Below are 18,500 nucleotides of genomic sequence, written 5' to 3'. Positions count from 1 at the left end.
CATCACATGAAGTCCATCAGCGAGAGGCGCGACATGCGCACGGTGACCGTGTAGAGGGTTTCGAGCTGGTATTGCGCGTTCTCTAGCCGCGTTGCGGTCTCGTAGGGGTCAATGCCGATCAACTCGCCCTTGGCATATTCGAGGGCGGTTTTTTCGGTGGCAAGGCGGGCCTTGCTTTCGTCGATGCGCGCCTCGGCATAGCCCAGATCGGCGCGAATGGCCGTCAGCCCCGATTGTCCGGTCAGCAGGTCCTCGCCCGCGCCGCGCAGCAAATCCGCCTGCATCGGGCTGGCGTATCCAAGCGTTGCATCGGTGGCGAGCGCGGCTTTTGCTGTGGCTTTGAGCAGGTCTCGGAAGGCTTGGTTGTCGGCGCGCAGATCGAGATCGACGCTTTCACCCTCGCCCAGCAAGAATGGGGCAAGACCGGTGGTCGAGCCTTGGTAGCCCGTGGTTTCAAATCCGCCGCCCGCCGTGTCGAAATAGTCGTCGAGCACCGCTTGGACATCGCCCACCGAGGCCGCACCCGCAGAGGTCAGCGCCGTGCGCAGGTCCGCAAGCATCGCATCCCCCGTCGTGAGCGGCGCGGCATCCACATCAACGCCTGCAAAAAGCGAGCGCCCCGCGACGCTGGTATTGAGCGCGCTGACCAGCGATTGAAATTGCGTGCGTGCATCGGCGGAGGCGCTGTTGAGCACCGAAGGGATCGCAGAGCTGGCCACGAGAACCAGATCGGCCGCCAGATCGGAGCTTTGCACTTGAACGGTTTCCAAGGCGGTTTGCATGGCGCCGGTGAAAATACCGGCTTCGCCCGTGGCGGTTTGATAGCCTTTGAGCAGGTTCATCCCGTGTTCGATATCGTTGAGGTAGCTGTAATTGCCGCCCAGATGCTCTGCCACATCGGCGGTGCGCCCGCTGGCCAATTCCTCGGTCAACTGGGTCATATTCATTTTGAGGTCTACGTTGTGGCGGCGCAGCATGAAGTGCGCGGCCATATCGCCTACGGTCATTTGGGACATGGGTTACAGCCTCAGAAGGTTTTGCATCAGCTCATCGACCGTTTCGATCATCCGCGCATTTGCGGCATAGGCCTGTTCGATGAGCATCAAGCGTTGCATTTCATAGTCGGAATCGACGCCGTTTTGCAGTTCCATGGTCTTGAGTTCATTGAACTGGGTGCTAGCGAAGGTCATTTGGGTTTCTTTGATTTGCCGGTCGAAGCCGACAGAGGAGAGCAAGCTGGAGGCCAGCCCCGAAGAGGAGCGCGCGGCGCTGCCAAAGCCGCCGGAGGAGGGCGTGCGCAGGGCGCTCATGGTGGCGCTGAGGTCTTGCAGCAAGCTCGCATCGCCCACCGATCCGGGTGCGGCGGCGCCAAGCCCGTCGCGAATGCGCCACGAGCCGCCGCCAACGGAGGGATCGACCGCAGCGTTGATTTGCAACCGTCCGGCAAGTCCGATCTCGTCGGTGGTGACAAAGGCCGCGCCTTGGTCGGTGAACAGGCCCGGATCGCCAAGCGCCCGCGTGGCGTCGAGGGTCGGGTCTTCGAAACGTTCGACAAGATCGCGCGCGACGGCGTCGATCTGCGCCTGCATATCGGTGGCAATCTCGTCGCGGATTTCGAACAGCGCGCCAAGTTTGCCGCCCGCGATGGGGCTGCGTTCGCTATCGGTGCGCACGGCGCGGCCATTGATTTCCAGTCCGGACAAGAGCCCGTTTTCGATGGTCATATGCGGCATGATCACATTGGACGCGGTAAAGCTGAGCTCGGCGGCGCTGCTGTCCACGAGGATGGCACCGCCTGGCGTGAAGAGCGCCACGGCGCCGCGGTCGCGCGGCACTTCGCGCACGGGAATGAGTTCGGCGATGGTATCAATGACGCTTTGGCGCAGATCTTCGAGCGAGGCGGTTTCCTTGCCTTGATGTTGCGCCGAGGAGATGCGCACATTGAGATCGCGCACCTGTTCGAGCGAGATATTCAACCGGTCCACGGTATCGGCGATTTCGGTGTCAACTTCGCGGCGCATGTCTTGAAGCCCGTCGGAGATGCCTTTGATCGTTTCGGCAACATTTCCCGCGCGCAGCACGACCTCGTCGAGACGTTCGGTCGATTCTGGGCGCGAGGCGGCGGCGACGATGCTGGTCTCGAACGACGCGATCCGAGAGGAGAGCGAATATTCGTCCTCGGGCGTGCCGAGCAATGTCTCGACACGGCCCAGAAAGGCGGCGGTCGTGTCGGTGTTGCTATAGTCCGAGGAGGCGAAACGGCGGTCGCTTAAAAGTGCGGGATCGACAAGGCGGTTCACCCCGTTGACTTGCACACCGCCGGTTGATCCGGTGACGCGCGGCGATTGCGATATTTCGCGCCGCCCATAGCCGTCGGTCATGATGTTTGACAGGTTGGAAGACACGACCTCTGCAGCGCGGGTCGCAGCGGTCAAGCCGGTGAGGGCGTTGTTTAAGGCGCCGGAAATAGACATGTCTTGGCCTCTCAAAGAGCGCGGATCGCGCCAGTTGCACAGATATCAAAAGGAGGGCGGTGCGCGGGGCTAGGCCCGCACACCGACGCGTGTCAGCCGATCAACGTTTGATGTTGGTGGTCTCTTGCAGCATCTCGTCGACGGTCTGGATGACTTTGGCGTTCGACGAATAGGCGCGCTGGGTCTGGATCATGGCGGTCAATTCGCCCGCCACATCGGTGGCCGATTCCTCGCGCGCGAAGGCCACGATGTCACCGGTCGGGCCGTCGCCTGCATCCCACAAGAAGTAGGAGCCGCTTTCGGGCGAGGGCAGGTAGGTCTGGTGGTCCAGCGCGACCATGCCGTTCGGGTTGGGCAGATCGACCAGCGGCACCTGATAGATGGTGCGGGTGATACCGGTGTCAAAGAAGGCGTGGACATAGCCGTTCGCATCGACCTCGACGCCGGTCATATTGCCGACGGGCGATCCGTCCTTGCTGATCGATACGGGGGCGAAGCTGTCGGAGAGTTGGGTCAGACCATCAGCATCGCCGAGTTTGCCGATGTTGATCTCCATCGGGCCGCCGTCGACGTTGACGATAATCGAGCCGGTGACGGCGTCATAGGCGCCGCCGGTGGTTGTTGTCACCGCATTGAGCGTGCCGCCTGCGGTGCGGCTGTCGTCAAAGGTCAGGGTGTATTCGCCGATGACGGTCGCCCCCGTGGCCGAGTCGCGCATGATCATCGTCCATTCGTTAGATGATCCGGTGGCCGGAACGGTGGCGGTGAATTCGATGTTGATGCTCTCGGAGGTGCCAAGGTTATCGAAGTATTCGACCGAAAGCTCCCAAGGGTCGTTGACCGATCCTGCGTCGGTGTCGGTGGCGGGCAGGTTGACGCCCAAAGCCATATTGGTCGTCGGCTCGCCGGAGAACTGGTTCACATTGATCTGGATCGGCTCCAAACCGTCGGATGTATCGCGCGGGTATGTCGGGATCGTCCCGTCCGGATCCGCAGGCCAACCCATAAGAACCAGACCCGATTCAGAGCGCAGGTAGCCTTCGGCGTCGGTGCGGAACGATCCTGTGGTGGTCAGGAACATTTGTGTGTCGCCATTGGCGACCTCGACTTCGGTGGCTTGCGAGACGGGCAACATGCCGCGGCCGCGCACCGCCAGATCGGTGGCGTTGGAGGTCGATACCAGCGCGCCGCTTTCGTCGATCAACCGCTGCGTCGTGGTGCGCACACCGCCTGCGGAATAGGTGCCGCCGGTCGAGGAAATCACCATCGAGTGAAAATCCGCCTCCATGCGTTTGTAGCCATAGGTGGCCGAGTTCGAGATGTTGTCGGAAATCGTCGCAAGCCGCGTTGCGTTGGCCTGAAGGCCCGCCACACCGGCATTGAGCGAGGAGGAAATAGTCATACGATACGCCTTTCTGCTGCATCAACCCATTCGTCTGGGCTCCAGCATTAGGGCGCTTCGCTTAACAGGCGGCTAATAGGTAAAATTCGACCTATTTCAAACACCCCGACCCATCGCGGTTCTCAAAGGCCTGCGGCAATCCGCGGGTATCCTTTAAATCCGCTTGTTTCTCAGAGGTTTGATGGTTTCACCGCGCCGTTCTTTGCGTGGGGACTCGCGCCGCCATAGGCGGGCGGCGCGATTTGCGGACAATTTAAGCTGTCTGCTGTATCGGTCTTTCGCCTGCCTAGAGGTTTTGCCGCAGCAAAGTGACCTCAAGCCGGTCATTGCGCAGGGCCATCGTATTGCCCACGGCGGGTTCGCGGTCGGCATGTCCGGTCACGCGCTGAACGCGGCTGCGGCTCATACCCTGTGCTTCCATCATGGCGCGCATGGCATCGGCGCGTCGGGTCGACACCTCCCAGACCGGATTTTTGGCCACGACAACAGGTTGCGCGCGCACATGGCCTTCGACCGCGACGGGGTTTTCGACCAGCTTGGTGATCTTGGCGAGCATCCGCGCCAGATCTTCGAGCAAAGCGGTCGGTGCATCGGTGTCAGGGTCAAAGAGCGGCGCGCCCTCAAGCGAGAAGAGCTCGATCACCAGCCCTTCGTCGGTGACGCGGGTCACGATGTGTTTGAGCTGTTCTTGCGTGGCCATGCTTTCGCCGCCGCGCCCCATCAAGGCGGCTTCCATCTCTTTGAAGGCGGCGTCCTCGGCGGCGCGGTTCTCGCCTTCTGCGGTGACGCCGCTTTCGCCGCGCGCCTGCGCTTGCGGTGTCGGGCGCAGGTTGGTCGCGCCTGTGCCGTTCTTGGGCAGGGTGAATTCGGAAAACACGCTATCGCCGCCAAAGGCCCCGTCGCCGCCGCCCGATACGCGGTTGATCGGGATCGTCGGAGAGAAGTAGTCGGCAATGCCTTTGCGTTGCTTTTCGGTCGTCGCGTTCAACAGCCACATCAACAAGAAAAAGGCCATCATCGCAGTCACAAAGTCGGCATAGGCGACCTTCCAAGCACCGCCGTGGTGCCCACCAGCGATGACCTTTTTGCGCTTAATGATTATCGGCGCGACATTGCTTTGTCCGCTCATCTCACCACCTCGTTTTTCACCCGAGGCCAGAGGTATCAGCGGCGCGCTTACTGTGTGCTTAACATCCGCAGGATAGGGAGATTTTTAAAAAACGGGCTTTAGTTCAAAGGCGATAGACCTTGGCCGCAGTGTCATGGAATAGCGCGGCTTTTTCATTGGCACTGGCCCCTGCGGCGATGCGTTTGAACGCGTTCCACAGGACCGGATAATCGCAAGCACCGCGATCCACGGGGAAGTTGCTTTCGAACATGCAGCGGTCTGCGCCGAACAACTCGATCGCGGTTTCCATATAGGGCCGCCAAAGCCGGGCCATTTCCCCCGAAGACGGCGGCAGGGGATGCAGATGCAAATCGAACCCGTTCACATCCATCGCCAGCCCGCCCAATTTGACACGGGCATTGGGGCATTTCGCCAGTTCGCTCATCGAGGCTTTCCAATCGGCGAATACGTCGTCGCCGCGCCCGCGGTATGGGCCGACGCCAAGCGGCCCGCCAAAATGATCCAGAACCATTACCGTTTCAGGATGCGCGCGCGCCAGATCGGTGAATTCCGCGATCTGCGGATGATAGAGCCACGCATCAAAGCTCAGCCCGTGGCCCGCGAGTTTGGCAAAGCCTGCGCGAAAATCCTCCTGCATCATCAGCCGCGGTTTAATATCGGGCAGCGCGTCGTCAAATCCGGGGTCCACGGCGGTGATATGGCGGATACCGCGCAGGCGGCCCTTTGCGGCGGCTTTATGCGCCTCGATCGTCTCGTCCAGAAGGTCGGGTTTGGTCAGGTCGGCAAAGGCGACGATGCCCCCGCAGGCATTTATGGCGGGGTTTTTCGCGGCGGCCTCTTCAGCCACGCCGACGACGAATTCCGTCTCGCCCACAGGGCGCAGATGCTCCGGCCCATCGGTCTTATGCGCCCAGCGGCATTGGATAAAAACCGACGCCTTGACGTTGTGACCAGAGGTCAGATCGGCGAGCAACTCGTCGCAAAAATAAGGGCCCAGACGATCCCAAAGGTGATGATGCGGGTCGATGATCGGCAGGTCCGGCTCGAGAATGTCCTCGCGCAGTTTGCCGAGCCATTCGGGCCGGTTCATCACATGTTTCATCATCTCGCGCGGTGCGTTCGCCATGGTCTCTCTCCCTCTCATCGCGCCTGTCCGTGCGCGATCCTCGAATGGAAAACTGGCATAGGGATAGAGCGCGCGCCAGCAAAATCATGTTCCGCAGGCCAAATGACCCTAGCCCGCAAATTCGCCCATCGTGCAAACGATTTGCCATTCCTCTTCGCTCACCGGCTGCACCGACAGGCGGGCGGATTTGACAAGGGCCATACCGGCAAGACGCGGCTCGGCCTTGATCTCGGCCAAGGTGACCGGACGGGGCATATCGGCGACGGCGCGGATATCGACACAGTCCCAGCGCGGGTCATCGGTGCTGCTGTCGGGGTGGGCGGGGGCGCAGACCTCGACAATGCCGACCACGGCTTTTTCCTTTTGCGAATGGTAGAAAAATCCGCGATCTCCGAACGCCATCTCGCGCATAAAGTTGCGCGCTTGGTAATTGCGCACGCCGTCCCATTCCTCGCCCGCATCGCCCTTGGCTTTCTGGTCGTGCCAGCCCCACGTGTCCGGTTCGGATTTGAACAGCCAGTAGCGCATTACCCGATGACCTTGTTCCATTGGGTCAAAGTGACGCTCTCGAACAGACCCGCAAGCGCATAGGGGTCCTTTGCGGCCCAGCTTTCAGCCGCCTGCATGTCCTCGACATCAAGGATCACCAAAGATCCGGCCATTTGCCCGTCACTGTCGAGCAACGGACCGGCCTGCGCCACAACGCCGGTGTCGGCGATATAGGCCAGATGCGCGTCGCGGTTGTCTTTGCGGGTTTGTAGCGCGCCGGATTTGTCTTTGGCCATAAGGGCGATGAGCATGGGTTATTCCTCCTTGAGGGGACGGTTGAGCAGGTATTGGATAGCCTCGGCAACGCTGATTCCGCCACCTGAAATTTCATGAACCATCTGGCAGATCGGCATTTCGATACCGGTTTGGCGCGCCAGTTTTGTGACCGCTTCGGCGGTTTTGACACCTTCGACGGTGAGGGCCGGATCAAAGGCATCGCCGCGCCCCAAGGACAGCCCGAAGCGGTAATTGCGCGATTGCTCGGAGGTGCAGGTCAGCACCAGATCGCCAAATCCCGACAGGCCGGTGAGCGTTTCGGCGCGCGCGCCCAAATGCACGGCAAGGCGGGTCATTTCAGCAAAGCCGCGGGTGATGACGGCGGCGCGGGCGCTGTCGCCCATGCCCTCGCCAATGGCGGCGCCGCAAGCAATCGCGATGACATTCTTGAGCGCGCCGCCAAGCTCGGCTCCGGTCACATCCGCCGTGCGGTAGAGGCGCAAGCTTGGCGTCGAAAGCTGGTCTTGCAAGGCCTGCGCGGTGGCCGCATCGGCGCAGGCCAAGGTCAATGCCGTGGGCAATCCGCGCGCGATGTCGGCGGCGAAACTGGGGCCGGTGAGGATCGCGGGCGTGGCGCTTGGCCAATGCTGCGCAAGGATCGCGGCGGGGCCGTGCAAATGGTGCAGATCAATGCCCTTGCAGCAGGCCACAAGCGCCTTTCCGGCAAGCGGCGCTTTGATCCGGTCCGCAAACCCGTCAAGGCTTTGCATCGGCATAGCGAAGAGAAGCACATCGGCGCCGAGCGCCGCGTCGAGGTCAGCCGTCACCGTCACGCTATCGGGCAGGCGCACGCCGCGCAAACGCGGGCTCTCGCGGGTCTCGAGCAAAGGCGCGGCATCGCGCGCCCAAAGCGTTATGGGGCGGGTCTTGCCGATGGCCACGGCCAGAGCCGTGCCAAATGCACCGCCGCCAAGAATGGCTATGCTCATGCTTTTGCTCCCTTCTTGCCGCTGCCCAGCATCGCAGCGCTGTTTTGATCCAAGGGCCAGCGGGGCCGCGCGGCAAGGGTCATATCGTGGCGGACACCTTCGGCCATCAAGGCCGCGCCCGCATAGGCAATCATCGCGGCATTGTCGGTGCACAGGCGCAGCGGCGGCGCGCTGAAGGTCACGCCGCGCTCAAGGCACAGGGCTTCGAGCGCCGCGCGGATCGTGCCATTGGCCGCGACGCCGCCCGCCACCGCCAAAAGCGGCGTATCTGGGGCTTCGCCTTGGTAGAGCGCCAAAGCGCGGCGGGTCTTTTCGGTCAAGACCTCCGCAATGGCGGCTTGGAAGCTGGCGGCGAAATCGGCTTGGTCTTGGGCGGTTAATCCACCCGCTTCGGCCACGCGCGCGTCGCGGGCGCGCAGGATCGCGGTTTTGAGACCCGAAAAAGACATGTCGCACCCCTCGCGGTCGAGCAGGGGGCGCGGAAAGCGGTGGGCTTTGGGATTGCCCGATTTGGCCGCCGCCTCGACCGAGGGACCGCCCGGTTGCGGCAGGCCCAAAAGCCGCGCGGTTTTGTCAAAGGCCTCACCCGGGGCATCGTCGATGGTGCCGCCAAGGCGGGTGAACTCTTGCGCCCCGCGCACCAATAGAAACTGGCAATGCCCGCCCGAGACCAAGAGCATCAGATAGGGAAATGCGGCGTTGTCGGTCAGGCGCGGCGTCAAAGCATGGCCTGCCAGATGGTTCACGCCGATCAAGGGCAAACCGGCCCCCGCCGCGATGCCTTTGGCGCACATAACGCCCGACAATACGCCGCCGATCAATCCCGGACCGGCGGTGACCGCCACGCCATCCAGATCGCCAAGACCCAGCGCCGCCTCATCCAGAGCCGCGCGCACGCAGATATCGAGCTTTTCCGCATGGGCGCGGGCAGCGATTTCGGGCACAACGCCGCCAAAATCGCGGTGCAGGTCCATTTGCCCCTCGACGATAGAGGACAGCACCTCGGCCCCGTCCGGCCCGACGCGCACGACGGCAGCGGCGGTGTCATCGCAGCTGCTTTCGAGGCCGAGAAGGGTGAGGCTGTGTCGTTGCATCTGCGGCGGGACCTTTGGCGTTGCAGGGGCGGCGCGGTTGCGCCGCGCTTATGGGGCAGGTAACACCTTAGGCAGTTGCAAACAATATCGGCGCGCCATGTCTGCTTTGATCCTTCTCACTCGCCCGCGCGCCGCGTCCGAGCGTTTTGCGCAAGAGTTTCGCGCGCTCTATCATGTCCACGGGTCGGACGGTGGCGAGGGCGGCGCTTTGGTTGCGAGCAAGCAGGCGCCGCAGATCATGGTCCTTCCGCTCGCCGAAATCGTGCCCTGCGGGCCAGTGCCGGATATGAGCGCCTATCGCGGCGCTGTCTTTACCTCGCAAAATGCGGTTGCGGCCTATGCTTTGGGCGGGGGGAGCCGCGATATTCCTGCCTATTGTGTGGGCGACGTTACGGCGCAAGCTGCGCGTGATTTGGGGATGCGTGCCATGTCGTCGGATGGAACGGCCGAGGAATTGATCGCGGATATTTGCGCCAAAGGCCAAAACGGCCCGCTCATGCATCTGCGCGGCGCGCAGGGGCGCGGGCGGGTGGCACAGCGATTGAGCGCGGCAGGCATCCCTTGCGACGAGGCGGTGTTATATCGTCAGGACGACGTTCCGGTAAGCGTGCAAAACAAGGCCGATCTGACCGCGCAGGCGGCGCAAGCGGATGTGATCATCGCGCCGGTTTTCTCGCCATTGGGCGCGGCGCGGTTGTCGCTTTTAGGCGAATCTCCAGCCCCCATGTGGGTTCTCGCGATCAGCAAGGCCGCCGCTAACGCCTTGGACGGGCGCGGTGATGCGCGCATCGAAGTGGCTGATCGCCCGTCGTCTGACGCCATGCTCGCGGGGCTGAAGAGACTGTGTGACGCAGCAGAGCGCCTTGAGGGTCGCCCCAGTCCGCATTAGGCTAAGACAGCACAGGTTAAATGTATTTTCGAGAATCAGAGGTCCGACAGGTGGCAAAACCCAGCAAGCCCAACCCAAAGAGTCCCTCAAAGGCGCGCAGCGCTGCGGCCAAGACGCCAACTGCGAAGGCGAAAACGCAGACCAAGGCCGATGAGGCCAAGGCCGCAGAGGCGCAAACCTCTAAGGGAATCGAAGGGGTGATCGAGACGATGCAGTCGAAAGCGGGAAGCAAATCGGCCAAGGCGGCACAGGCCGGTGAGGGTGCCAGCACGGGCAAGGATGGCGCAGCGGCGGATACGCCGAGCGCCAGCGACGCCGCTGCGGCTGACGCTACCCCAGCACCTCAAGCCGCGACGGACATGGGTGAACCCGATGCGGCGGAGCCTCCCGCGCAGGACCTGTCCGAAAACTCCTCTGAGGCAAAGACAGATGATTTGGCGGATGCCACGGAGGAAACGCAGGCGCCTGCCGCGCCGCAGGCCCTCGAGGAGAATGCGGGCGACGACGCGAAATCTGCGGATGCTGCGGATCAATCTGCCGCGCCTGTTGCTGTGGCCACTGTCCAAGGCGCACCCGAGCAAAGCGGCGGGTTTTTTCCGGCGCTCTTGGGCGGGGTGATTGCCGCAGGGCTTGGCTTTGGTGCCGCTTATGTGTGGCTCGATGCGCCTGCGGGTGATCGTGCGGCGCTGGAGGCGCTACGCGAGGATGTCACGGCGTTGCAATCGGCAAAGCCTGCGTCGGTTGATACATCCGCGCTGGAGCAAGGATTGGCCGAGGCGCAGGATTTAGCCGGTGATGCGAGCGCGCAGATCGCGGCTTTGTCGGACCGCACTGCGGCGCTTGAAGCGCGGCTCGCGCAATTGGAAAGCTCTGGCGTGTCGTCTTCGCTTTCGCCCGAGGCGGTGAAAGCCTATGAGGCCGAGCTTCAGGCCTTGCAAACCTCGATGGCAGAGCAGCGCGCCGCTTTGGACGCCGCTGCGGCCGCTGCCGCGCAGGCCGAGGCCAGCGCCGAAGACAGTGCCAAATCCACCCTCGCGCGTGCCGCTTTGGCGCGGGTGCAGGCCGCGCTCGACAGCGGATCGGCTTTTGCGCCTGCACTTGCGGATCTGGCCGAGGCGGGCGTGGAGGCACCGGCGGCGCTTGGCGCGTTGGCGCAAGAGGGCGCACCGACATTGGCGACGCTGCGCGCCGGCTATCCGGCGGCGGCGCGCGCTGCTTTGGCACAGGCGCGCAAGGATGCGGGACCAGACGCGGGCGGCGGATTGACCGGCTTTTTGAAGGCGCAGCTTGGCGCGCGCTCGCTTGCGCCGCGCGAGGGCGATGATGCCGATGCGATTTTGTCGCGCGCCGAGGCCGCGCTCGATGCGGGGCGGTTGAACGATACAATGGCCGAGCTTGCCAGTTTGCCCGAGGCGGCGCGGGCCGTGATGGGCGATTGGCTGTCCCAAGCGCAGGCCCGTCTTGACGCGGTTGCGGCGGCGGATGCGCTTGCGCAAGATCTGAACCAGAATTGAGGATAACGCGATGCTTTGGTCGGTAGTGAAAATAGTTCTATTCGTGGTCCTCGTGGCGGCGGCAACGCTGGGCGCTTCTGCGCTATTGGATATGGAAGGGGGCGTGCGGATCGCGCTGGGCGGTATCGAGCTGAACCTGACACCGCTCAAAGCCGTATTGGCGATGATCGTCCTTGTGGCGGCGGTCTGGCTTTTGCTCAAACTGCTGTCGCTTGCGATTGCGGTATTGAAATTCATCAATGGCGACGAGACCGCGATCACCCGCTATTTCGACCGTAACCGCGAACGCAAAGGGTTCGAGGCGCTTTCTGAAGGCGTGATGGCCTTGGCTTCGGGCGAAGGCAATCTGGCTATGGCCAAGGCGGCCAAGGCGGAAAAATACCTGCGCAAACCGGAGTTGACCAACCTGATCACCGCGCAAGCGGCCGAAATGGTGGGCGATACGCGCAAGGCGGAAACCGTCTATAAACGGCTTTTGGCCGATGACCGCACGCGGTTTGTCGGGGTGCGCGGGATCATGAAGCAAAAGCTCGCCAACGGCGATACGGAAACGGCGCGCAAATTGGCCGAGAAGGCTTTGGCGCTCAAACCCAAACATGCCGAGACTCAAGACACGCTTTTGCAACTTCAGGCTCGCGCCCAAGATTGGGCCGGTGCGCGCGCCACGCTGCGCACCAAGCTCAAATACGGCACCTTGCCGCGTGATGTGCACCAGCGCCGCGATGCGGTTCTGGCTCTGTCCGAGGCCAAGGACGTGCTTAACGAGGGCAATGATATTTCTGCCCGCGAAGCCGCAATCGAGGCCAACCGGCTCTCGCCCGATTTGATCCCTGCTGCCGTGATGGCGGCGCGCGGATATATCGAACAAGGCAAACCGCGCTATGCCGTGCGGGTGATAAAAAAGGCATGGGACGCGCAGCCGCATCCCGATCTGGCCGCGGCATTTGCCGCGATCGCACCCGAAGAGACGCCGCAAGCGCGGATCAAACGGTTTGCGCAATTGGCCAAGATCAAACCCGATCACCGCGAGACAAAGCTGCTCATGGCCGAATTGAATATCGCGGCCGAAGACTTCCCCGCCGCCCGCCGCGCTTTGGGTGATCTATTGGAGAGCTCGCCTGATGCGAGGGTTTTGACGATCATGGCGGCCATTGACCGCGGCGAAGGCGCGGCGGACGCCGTTGTGCGCGGCTGGCTCACCCGCGCGCTCAATGCCCCGCGCGGCCCGCAATGGGTGTGCGAGAATTGCAATCACGTCCACGGCGAATGGATGCCGGTTTGCGATCAATGTCAGGGCGTCGATACATTGGCGTGGAAGACACCGAAAGAAAGCGAGATCATGGGCGCATCGGGGGCGGCTATGCTCCCGCTCATCGTCGGCGCGATTGAGGACAACAGCGATCAAGAGGCCGCTGATGCCAGCGCGGAGGTAGTCGAGGACGCCGACGTCGCCTCGGACGAAACAGCCACACAGGCAGAGGGCGCGCAGGCCGAGGTGATCGACGCCGAAGTCGTGCCAGACAAAGCCTGAAGCCGCGCGCAGAATTTGCTTTTCCATCGCGAAACGTGGTGGTAAAGCGCTGCGCATACGGGGCGATATCCGCCCCGCTGGCCGCTGTAGCTCAGATGGTAGAGCACGTCATTCGTAATGATGGGGTCGGGGGTTCGAGTCCCTTCAGCGGCACCAAAATTTCCTTATAAATTGTTGTTTTGAAAGACGTAATTTGGATTGATTTTCATCAATCCGCCTCTCTATCTCCCTTTGTATGTCTGCTGTTTTGCTTTGGGTGATTGTCCTACGCGGCGACGATGCGCGTCGGCCATCATTGGCGCATATCGCATGTTGGCGCGGGCCAAACAGACCCCTGCACCTTGGGGCGGGTCGGTCCGCAAAAGCAAAAGCCCGCGCAAATCTGCGCGGGCTTTTGTTATCGCTCTGAGGGTCGCGCGTTTACGCGTCGTCGTCGTCGTCATCATTGCCGGGAAGGTTGAAGAACGTGTCGGCATCAAAGACCTTCTCTTCTTCTTTCTCTTCGCGGTCATCGGAGAGCGAGAATGTCTCGAGGCCCTCGATCGCGCTGGGGATTTTGGGTTCGGGATCCATCGACAGGCTTTGCTCGGTCGAGAGCAGCTTGCGGCGCTCGTCGTCGGTCATTGCCGCGCCTTCGGCCGCCTTTTTCGCGGCGGCTTTTTGCACGGCGGCATCCAGCTCGGATTGCTTGCAAAGCCCCAAGGCGACCGGATCGATCGGTTGGATGTTGGCGATGTTCCAATGGGTGCGCTCGCGGATCGCTTGGATCGTCGGCTTTGTAGTGCCGACCAGCTTGGAGACCTGCGCATCGCTCAATTCGGGGTGGAACTTCACCAGCCACAGGATCGACGCAGGGCGGTCTTGGCGTTTGGACAGCGGGGTATAGCGCGGGCCGCGGCGTTTTTCCTCGCCCACGGCGGCGGCGTTGAACTTCAGTTTCAAAGCGTGCAGCGGGTTTTTCTCGGCCGCATCGATCTCGTCTTGGGTCAGCTGGTTGTTGGTGACCGGATCAAAGCCTTTGACGCCTGCGGCGACATCGCCATCGGCAATGCCTTGGACTTCCAACTCATGCATGCCGGTGAAATCGGCAATCTGCTTGAAGGTAAGAGTGGTGTTGTCCACAAGCCAAACGGCTGTGGCCTTTGCCATAATCGGTTTTGCCATATCGGCCTCCTTACAAAATCTCGCGCCGGATGTTGCGCCACCGGCGGGCGGGCCACGCCGGAGAGACCATCGGGGCAAATCTTTCCCGTCGCCTGAAAGAGGCGGCCCTTCGGGAAGGGTCTGGTTTCCATTGTGGGGGAACTTGCAGGCTATATACTGCGCAAAATTGCATAAGGAAAGAGTGAATGCGGTCCCTCACGCGTGTCGTTCAAGCCATTTTGATGGCGCTTGGCCTGTTTTCGGCCTCTGCCGCCCATGCGGATGGCGAGCCTTCGGGCGAATTTGACTATTATGTCATGGCGCTCAGCTGGTCGCCGACATGGTGCGCGCTGGAGGGGGATGCGCGGCGCTCGCCGCAATGCGATGCGTCCGAGGATTTCGGATGGGTCCTGCACGGGCTTTGGCCGCAATACCATCGCGGCTGGCCCGCATTTTGCCCGACAACCGCCCGCCAGCCGACGCGCACGATGACCCAAGCGATGGCCGATATCATGGGGACATCGGGGTTGGCGTGGTATCAATGGAAGAAGCACGGGGTGTGTTCGGGGCTTTCTGCGCCGGACTATTATGCGCTTGCGCGGCAAGCCTATGCGGCGATCAATCGCCCCGAGGTGTTTCGCAAATTGTCCAAACCTGTGAGCCTGCCCGCCAAGCTGATTGAGGAGGCCTTCATGAAGGCCAATCCTGCGCTGGAGCCGGATATGATCACGGTGACGTGCAAGGCAGGCCGCATCCAAGAGGCGCGGATTTGTCTGTCAAAATCGCTTGATCCTGTGCCCTGCGGCCAAGATGTGGTGCGCGACTGCAGGCTAAAGAATGCGCTTTTCGATCCCATTCGGTAAAGCGCCGCGGCGTTGCATTTACCTTGAATACGCCTGCGATAGCCGGCTGCAGGCCCGCGAAAGTTGCCGCGCGCGGGGCAGGCGAGGGAGAAGGTTTGGCTAAATCTCGCGCCGCGCGTTGAGCGCTGCGGTGATCGTGCCATCGTCGAGGTAGTCGAGCTCGCCGCCGATGGGCACGCCTTGGGCCAACGTGGTGATCCGGCAGCGGCCCTCCAGTTGATCGGCGATGTAATGGGCGGTGGTCAGCCCATCGACCGTCGCGTTGAGCGCGAGGATGATTTCGCTGACCTCCTCGTCCTCGACGCGCTGCGCCAGCTTCGGGATGCGCAGGGTCTCGGGCCCGACCGCGTCCAGCGCCGAGAGCGTGCCGCCGAGCACATGATAGCGGCCCTTGAACACCCCCGAACGCTCCATCGCCCAAAGGTCGGAGACATCTTCGACCACACAAATCTGTCCAATGGCGCGCTCGTTCGACAGGCAGATTTCACAGACCGGCTGCGCGGCGATATTGCCGCAGTTGCTGCACTCGCATGCGGTTGCGGCCACGTTGGTCATCAGGTCGGCCAGAGGTTCCATTTGCAGCGCGCGCTTACGGATCAGTTGCAAGACCGCGCGGCGCGCCGAGCGCGGCCCGAGGCCGGGCAGCTTGGCCATCATGTCGATCAGGGCTTCGATGTCGCGGGTGCTGCTCAATGGGGGAAACCTTGCGGGGTGAGGCGGGGGCGGGAGCCTCCGGCGGGGATATTTTGGGAACCTGCAAAGGGGCGCGCGCTTTTGGCGGCCCCCTGCGGGCGTATCGGGCCGCTTAGAAGGGAAGTTTCATATCGGCGGGCAGGCCCATGCCTTCGGTGATTTTGCTCATCTCCGATTGGGCGCGTTCATTGGCCTTTTGCTGGGCGTCCTTGATCGCCGCGAGGATCAGGTCTTCGACCACTTCCTTGTCATCGCCGGAGAAAATCGACGGGTCGATGTCGAGCGATTTCAATTCGCCCTTTGCCGTTGCGGTGGCTTTGACCAATCCCGCGCCGGATTCGCCGGTGACGATGATGGCGTGCATCTCCTCTTGCAAGGAGGCCATTTTCTCTTGCATCTCTTTGGCGGCTTTCATCATTTTGGCCATGTCACCCATGGCGCCCAAACCTTTGAGCATGTTCTAGATCTCCTTTGCGCGGCGTGCGGGCCGCAGTGATTGTATGATTGCGATGACGGATATGGCGGCAAGGATCGTGATCGGCAAGGTCGGCTGTGCGACGCATCCCTCTGCGCGGGCCATTTCATGAAATCCGGTGGGGTCGAGTTTTGCGCCTGCCCATGTGAGCATGGCCAAGAGGCCTGCGACCAAGGCGGCAGGGGTCCACAGCGTGGGCCGTTTGAAATAGAGAGCGGCACCGAGCAGGGCCAAAAGAACGAGGCCGGGTGCGGTTGAAAAGACGTGGTAGGTTTCGGTCAGCCCGCTGGCCGGTCCTTGATCGGGCGACCAATTGGGGCGCTCTTTATCGCAGACACTGGCCATAGCGGAGCCCGCGCCGAGCAACAGCGCGGCGGGCGCGAGCAAGGCCAAGCGCGCGGTGGGCAGGGTCAGTCTTCTTCGAAAGGGTCCCATTCATCCTCGACTTCTGGCAGGGCCTCGGCTTGGGCCGTGGCGGCAATGTCTTCGGCGGTGCGCACTTCGGTGATGCGCGCGCGCGGGAAGGCCAAGAGCACAGCTTGCACCAAAGGATGTGCGGCGGCTTCGGCCTTGATGGCGTTGTCTTTGGCGTCGCGGCGTTCGGCGACGGTTTGCGCGTCGCTGCCGTTGACCACGATCACCGCCCATCGGTTGCCGGTCCAGCGTTGCAAGCTTGCGCCGAGGCGCTGGGCAAGATCGGCGGGCGCGCGGTCGGTGGGGGTGAATTCGATCCGACCGGGTTGGTAGGCGGCAAGGCGCAGGGTGGTTTCGACCTCGATTAGCAATTTGGCATCGCGGTTGGCGCGAATGAGTTCGATCACATGTTCGAAGCTCGGATAGCGCGCCAATGCGGCATTGGGTTCTTCTGCCAGCATGGCCACGGGGCCGGAGCCGCCTGACAGGGTTGGCGCATGGGGCGTATTGCCGCCAGGATGGGTCGGGGCGGAGGCATATCCACCGCTTTGCGCGCTGGTTTGTGCGCCGCTGGCGGGGGCGCTCGAGGTTGTGCCCTGCGAGGCGCCGTCGCCAGCAGGGCGCGGGGTGTTTTCGAGCTTGCGCACAAGGTCCTCGGGCGCAGGCAGATCGGCAACATGGGTTAGGCGGATCACGGCCATTTCGGCGGCCATCATCGCATTGGGCGCGGCGGCGACTTCGTCGAGGGCCTTGAGCAACATTTGCCACATCCGCGTCATCGCCCGCATGCCGAGGCGTTCGGCGAGGTCCACTCCGCGGCTGCGTTCGTCGGGGGAAACGGTCGGGTCATTGGCGGCGTCAGGGGTGATTTTCACCACGGAAATCCAATGGGTGATTTCCGCCAGATCGCGCAGCACCGCCATCGGATCGGCGCCGTCGGCATATTGGCCGGACAGCTCGGTCAGCGCCGCCGCCGCATCGCCGCGCATGATCATTTCAAACAGGTCCAGAACACGGCCACGATCGGCAAGGCCGAGCATCGCGCGCACCTGATCGGCGGTGGTCTCGCCCGCGCCGTGGCTGATCGCCTGATCCAGAAGCGAGGTTGCATCGCGGGCCGATCCTTCGGCGGCGCGGGTGATGAGCGCCAGCGCTTCGTCGGTGATCTCGCCGCCTTCGGCATCGGCAATGCGGCGCAGCAGGCCGATTTGGTCTTCGGGTTCGATCCGGCGCAAATCAAAGCGTTGGCAGCGCGACAGGACCGTGACGGGCACCTTGCGAATCTCGGTGGTGGCAAAGATGAATTTGACGTGTTCGGGCGGCTCTTCGAGGGTCTTGAGCAACGCGTTGAAGGCGTTGTTCGAGAGCATGTGCACCTCATCGATGATATAGATTTTATAGCGGGCCGAGGCGGCGCGGTAATGCACCGAGTCGATGATTTCGCGAATGTCATTCACGCCCGTGCGCGAGGCGGCATCCATCTCCATCACATCGACATGGCGGCCCTCCATGATCGCCGTGCAATGCTCGCACTGCCCGCAAGGGTCGGTGGTCGGGCCGCCGGTGCCATCCGCGCCGATACAGTTCATCCCCTTGGCGATGATCCGCGCGGTGGTGGTTTTGCCCGTGCCGCGAATGCCGGTCATGATAAAGGCCTGCGCAATGCGGTCGGCGGCAAAGGCGTTTTTCAACGTGCGCACCATCGCGTCCTGCCCGACGAGATCGGCAAAGGTCTCGGGGCGGTATTTGCGGGCGAGGACCTTATAGGCGGTCTGCTCTGTGTCGCCGGACTGGCTCATGGAGGCTCCTAGATTCTAATCCACGCAAGGGTAAATGCCCGCGCGCCGAAGGTCCACTGCTGTCTGTGATGCGATTGGGGCGCGGCAGGCCGTAAAGGCCGCTGCCCGCTTTGCATCCATATGCTCTGTTCGAAAGTTGGACGGCGCGTCCGAGCGCGCGCTTGTTTGGTTGCTCTATTCGTGCGGCGGGGTAATATCGC

At 62.5% G+C, this 18,500-nt stretch carries 18 protein-coding genes and 1 tRNA gene; 5 read left to right on the top strand and 14 right to left on the bottom strand.

Annotated elements, in window-relative coordinates:
• Positions 1 to 2: 2 nt before the first annotated feature.
• The 9 genes from ABWV64_RS07340 to tsaD all read right to left on the bottom strand — a co-directional run bounded on the left by ABWV64_RS07340 (position 3) and on the right by tsaD (position 8,979).
• Positions 3 to 1,016 (bottom strand): flagellin, encoded by a 1,014-nt coding sequence (locus ABWV64_RS07340; protein WP_353343602.1) that lies wholly within the window; start codon positions 1,014 to 1,016, stop codon positions 3 to 5.
• A gap of 3 nt (positions 1,017 to 1,019) precedes the next feature.
• Complete coding sequence (flgK, locus tag ABWV64_RS07335) at positions 1,020 to 2,474, bottom strand: flagellar hook-associated protein FlgK (RefSeq protein WP_353343601.1); 1,455 nt, start codon at positions 2,472 to 2,474, stop codon at positions 1,020 to 1,022.
• 100 nt (positions 2,475 to 2,574) lie between these two features.
• Positions 2,575 to 3,876 carry a flagellar hook protein FlgE gene (locus ABWV64_RS07330; protein ID WP_353343600.1) on the bottom strand — a complete coding sequence of 434 codons (1,302 nt, stop codon included), beginning with the start codon at positions 3,874 to 3,876 and terminating at the stop codon, positions 2,575 to 2,577.
• A gap of 286 nt (positions 3,877 to 4,162) precedes the next feature.
• On the bottom strand, positions 4,163 to 5,005 hold the full coding sequence (locus tag ABWV64_RS07325; protein WP_353343599.1) for a flagellar motor protein MotB: 843 nt from the start codon (positions 5,003 to 5,005) through the stop codon (positions 4,163 to 4,165).
• Positions 5,006 to 5,108: 103 nt separating this feature from the next.
• Positions 5,109 to 6,131, bottom strand: coding sequence for an amidohydrolase family protein (locus ABWV64_RS07320; protein ID WP_353343598.1), 1,023 nt, complete (start codon positions 6,129 to 6,131; stop codon positions 5,109 to 5,111).
• A gap of 108 nt (positions 6,132 to 6,239) precedes the next feature.
• Positions 6,240 to 6,659: an EVE domain-containing protein gene (locus tag ABWV64_RS07315; protein WP_353343597.1), complete on the bottom strand. Its 420-nt coding sequence runs from the start codon at positions 6,657 to 6,659 to the stop codon at positions 6,240 to 6,242.
• A complete protein-coding gene (locus tag ABWV64_RS07310; protein ID WP_353343596.1) occupies positions 6,659 to 6,931 on the bottom strand; it encodes a YciI family protein in 273 nt (90 codons plus the stop codon). The genes ABWV64_RS07315 and ABWV64_RS07310 overlap by 1 nt, the downstream gene beginning before the upstream one ends.
• Before the next feature lie 3 nt (positions 6,932 to 6,934).
• Positions 6,935 to 7,885, bottom strand: coding sequence for an NAD(P)H-dependent glycerol-3-phosphate dehydrogenase (locus ABWV64_RS07305; protein WP_353343595.1), 951 nt, complete (start codon positions 7,883 to 7,885; stop codon positions 6,935 to 6,937).
• Positions 7,882 to 8,979 (bottom strand): tRNA (adenosine(37)-N6)-threonylcarbamoyltransferase complex transferase subunit TsaD, encoded by a 1,098-nt coding sequence (gene tsaD / locus ABWV64_RS07300; RefSeq protein WP_353343594.1) that lies wholly within the window; start codon positions 8,977 to 8,979, stop codon positions 7,882 to 7,884. Before tsaD ends, ABWV64_RS07305 begins: the two co-directional genes overlap by 4 nt.
• Before the next feature lie 97 nt (positions 8,980 to 9,076).
• Between tsaD and ABWV64_RS07295 the strand changes: the two genes are divergently transcribed.
• From ABWV64_RS07295 to ABWV64_RS07280, 4 genes are all read left to right on the top strand, one after another.
• The gene (locus tag ABWV64_RS07295; RefSeq protein WP_353343593.1) at positions 9,077 to 9,868 is read left to right on the top strand and encodes a uroporphyrinogen-III synthase; all 792 of its coding nucleotides are present in this window, start codon (positions 9,077 to 9,079) and stop codon (positions 9,866 to 9,868) included.
• Between the two features lie 197 nt (positions 9,869 to 10,065).
• Positions 10,066 to 11,382 (top strand): COG4223 family protein, encoded by a 1,317-nt coding sequence (locus ABWV64_RS07290; RefSeq protein ID WP_353343592.1) that lies wholly within the window; start codon positions 10,066 to 10,068, stop codon positions 11,380 to 11,382.
• A 10-nt stretch (positions 11,383 to 11,392) separates the two neighbouring features.
• Positions 11,393 to 12,913: a heme biosynthesis protein HemY gene (locus tag ABWV64_RS07285; RefSeq protein WP_353343591.1), complete on the top strand. Its 1,521-nt coding sequence runs from the start codon at positions 11,393 to 11,395 to the stop codon at positions 12,911 to 12,913.
• A gap of 80 nt (positions 12,914 to 12,993) precedes the next feature.
• Positions 12,994 to 13,069 (top strand) — tRNA-Thr (locus tag ABWV64_RS07280).
• Between the two features lie 264 nt (positions 13,070 to 13,333).
• Here ABWV64_RS07280 and ABWV64_RS07275 read toward each other — a convergent pair.
• On the bottom strand, positions 13,334 to 14,077 hold the full coding sequence (locus ABWV64_RS07275; protein ID WP_353343590.1) for a DUF1013 domain-containing protein: 744 nt from the start codon (positions 14,075 to 14,077) through the stop codon (positions 13,334 to 13,336).
• Positions 14,078 to 14,262: 185 nt separating this feature from the next.
• Here ABWV64_RS07275 and ABWV64_RS07270 point away from each other — a divergent pair, with 185 nt between their 5' ends.
• Positions 14,263 to 14,919, top strand: coding sequence for a ribonuclease T2 family protein (locus ABWV64_RS07270; RefSeq protein WP_353343589.1), 657 nt, complete (start codon positions 14,263 to 14,265; stop codon positions 14,917 to 14,919).
• 99 nt (positions 14,920 to 15,018) lie between these two features.
• On the opposite strand, the gene recR is transcribed toward ABWV64_RS07270, so the two are convergent.
• From recR to ABWV64_RS07250, 4 genes are all read right to left on the bottom strand, one after another.
• Complete coding sequence (gene recR, locus ABWV64_RS07265; protein WP_353343588.1) at positions 15,019 to 15,612, bottom strand: recombination mediator RecR; 594 nt, start codon at positions 15,610 to 15,612, stop codon at positions 15,019 to 15,021.
• A 112-nt stretch (positions 15,613 to 15,724) separates the two neighbouring features.
• Positions 15,725 to 16,069, bottom strand: coding sequence for a YbaB/EbfC family nucleoid-associated protein (locus ABWV64_RS07260; RefSeq protein WP_353343587.1), 345 nt, complete (start codon positions 16,067 to 16,069; stop codon positions 15,725 to 15,727).
• A gap of 3 nt (positions 16,070 to 16,072) precedes the next feature.
• Positions 16,073 to 16,522, bottom strand: a complete 450-nt coding sequence (locus tag ABWV64_RS07255; protein WP_353343586.1) for a hypothetical protein — start codon at positions 16,520 to 16,522, stop codon at positions 16,073 to 16,075.
• Positions 16,498 to 18,300 carry a DNA polymerase III subunit gamma/tau gene (locus ABWV64_RS07250; RefSeq protein ID WP_353343585.1) on the bottom strand — a complete coding sequence of 601 codons (1,803 nt, stop codon included), beginning with the start codon at positions 18,298 to 18,300 and terminating at the stop codon, positions 16,498 to 16,500. The genes ABWV64_RS07255 and ABWV64_RS07250 overlap by 25 nt, the downstream gene beginning before the upstream one ends.
• Between the last annotated feature and the right edge of the window lie 200 nt (positions 18,301 to 18,500).

Source organism: Litorivita sp. NS0012-18, assembly GCF_040371945.1.
Classification (GTDB): Bacteria; Pseudomonadota; Alphaproteobacteria; order Rhodobacterales; family Rhodobacteraceae; genus Litorivita.
Note: the sequence above shows the minus strand (reverse complement) of the source record. Positions and strands in the feature narration are given on the sequence as shown.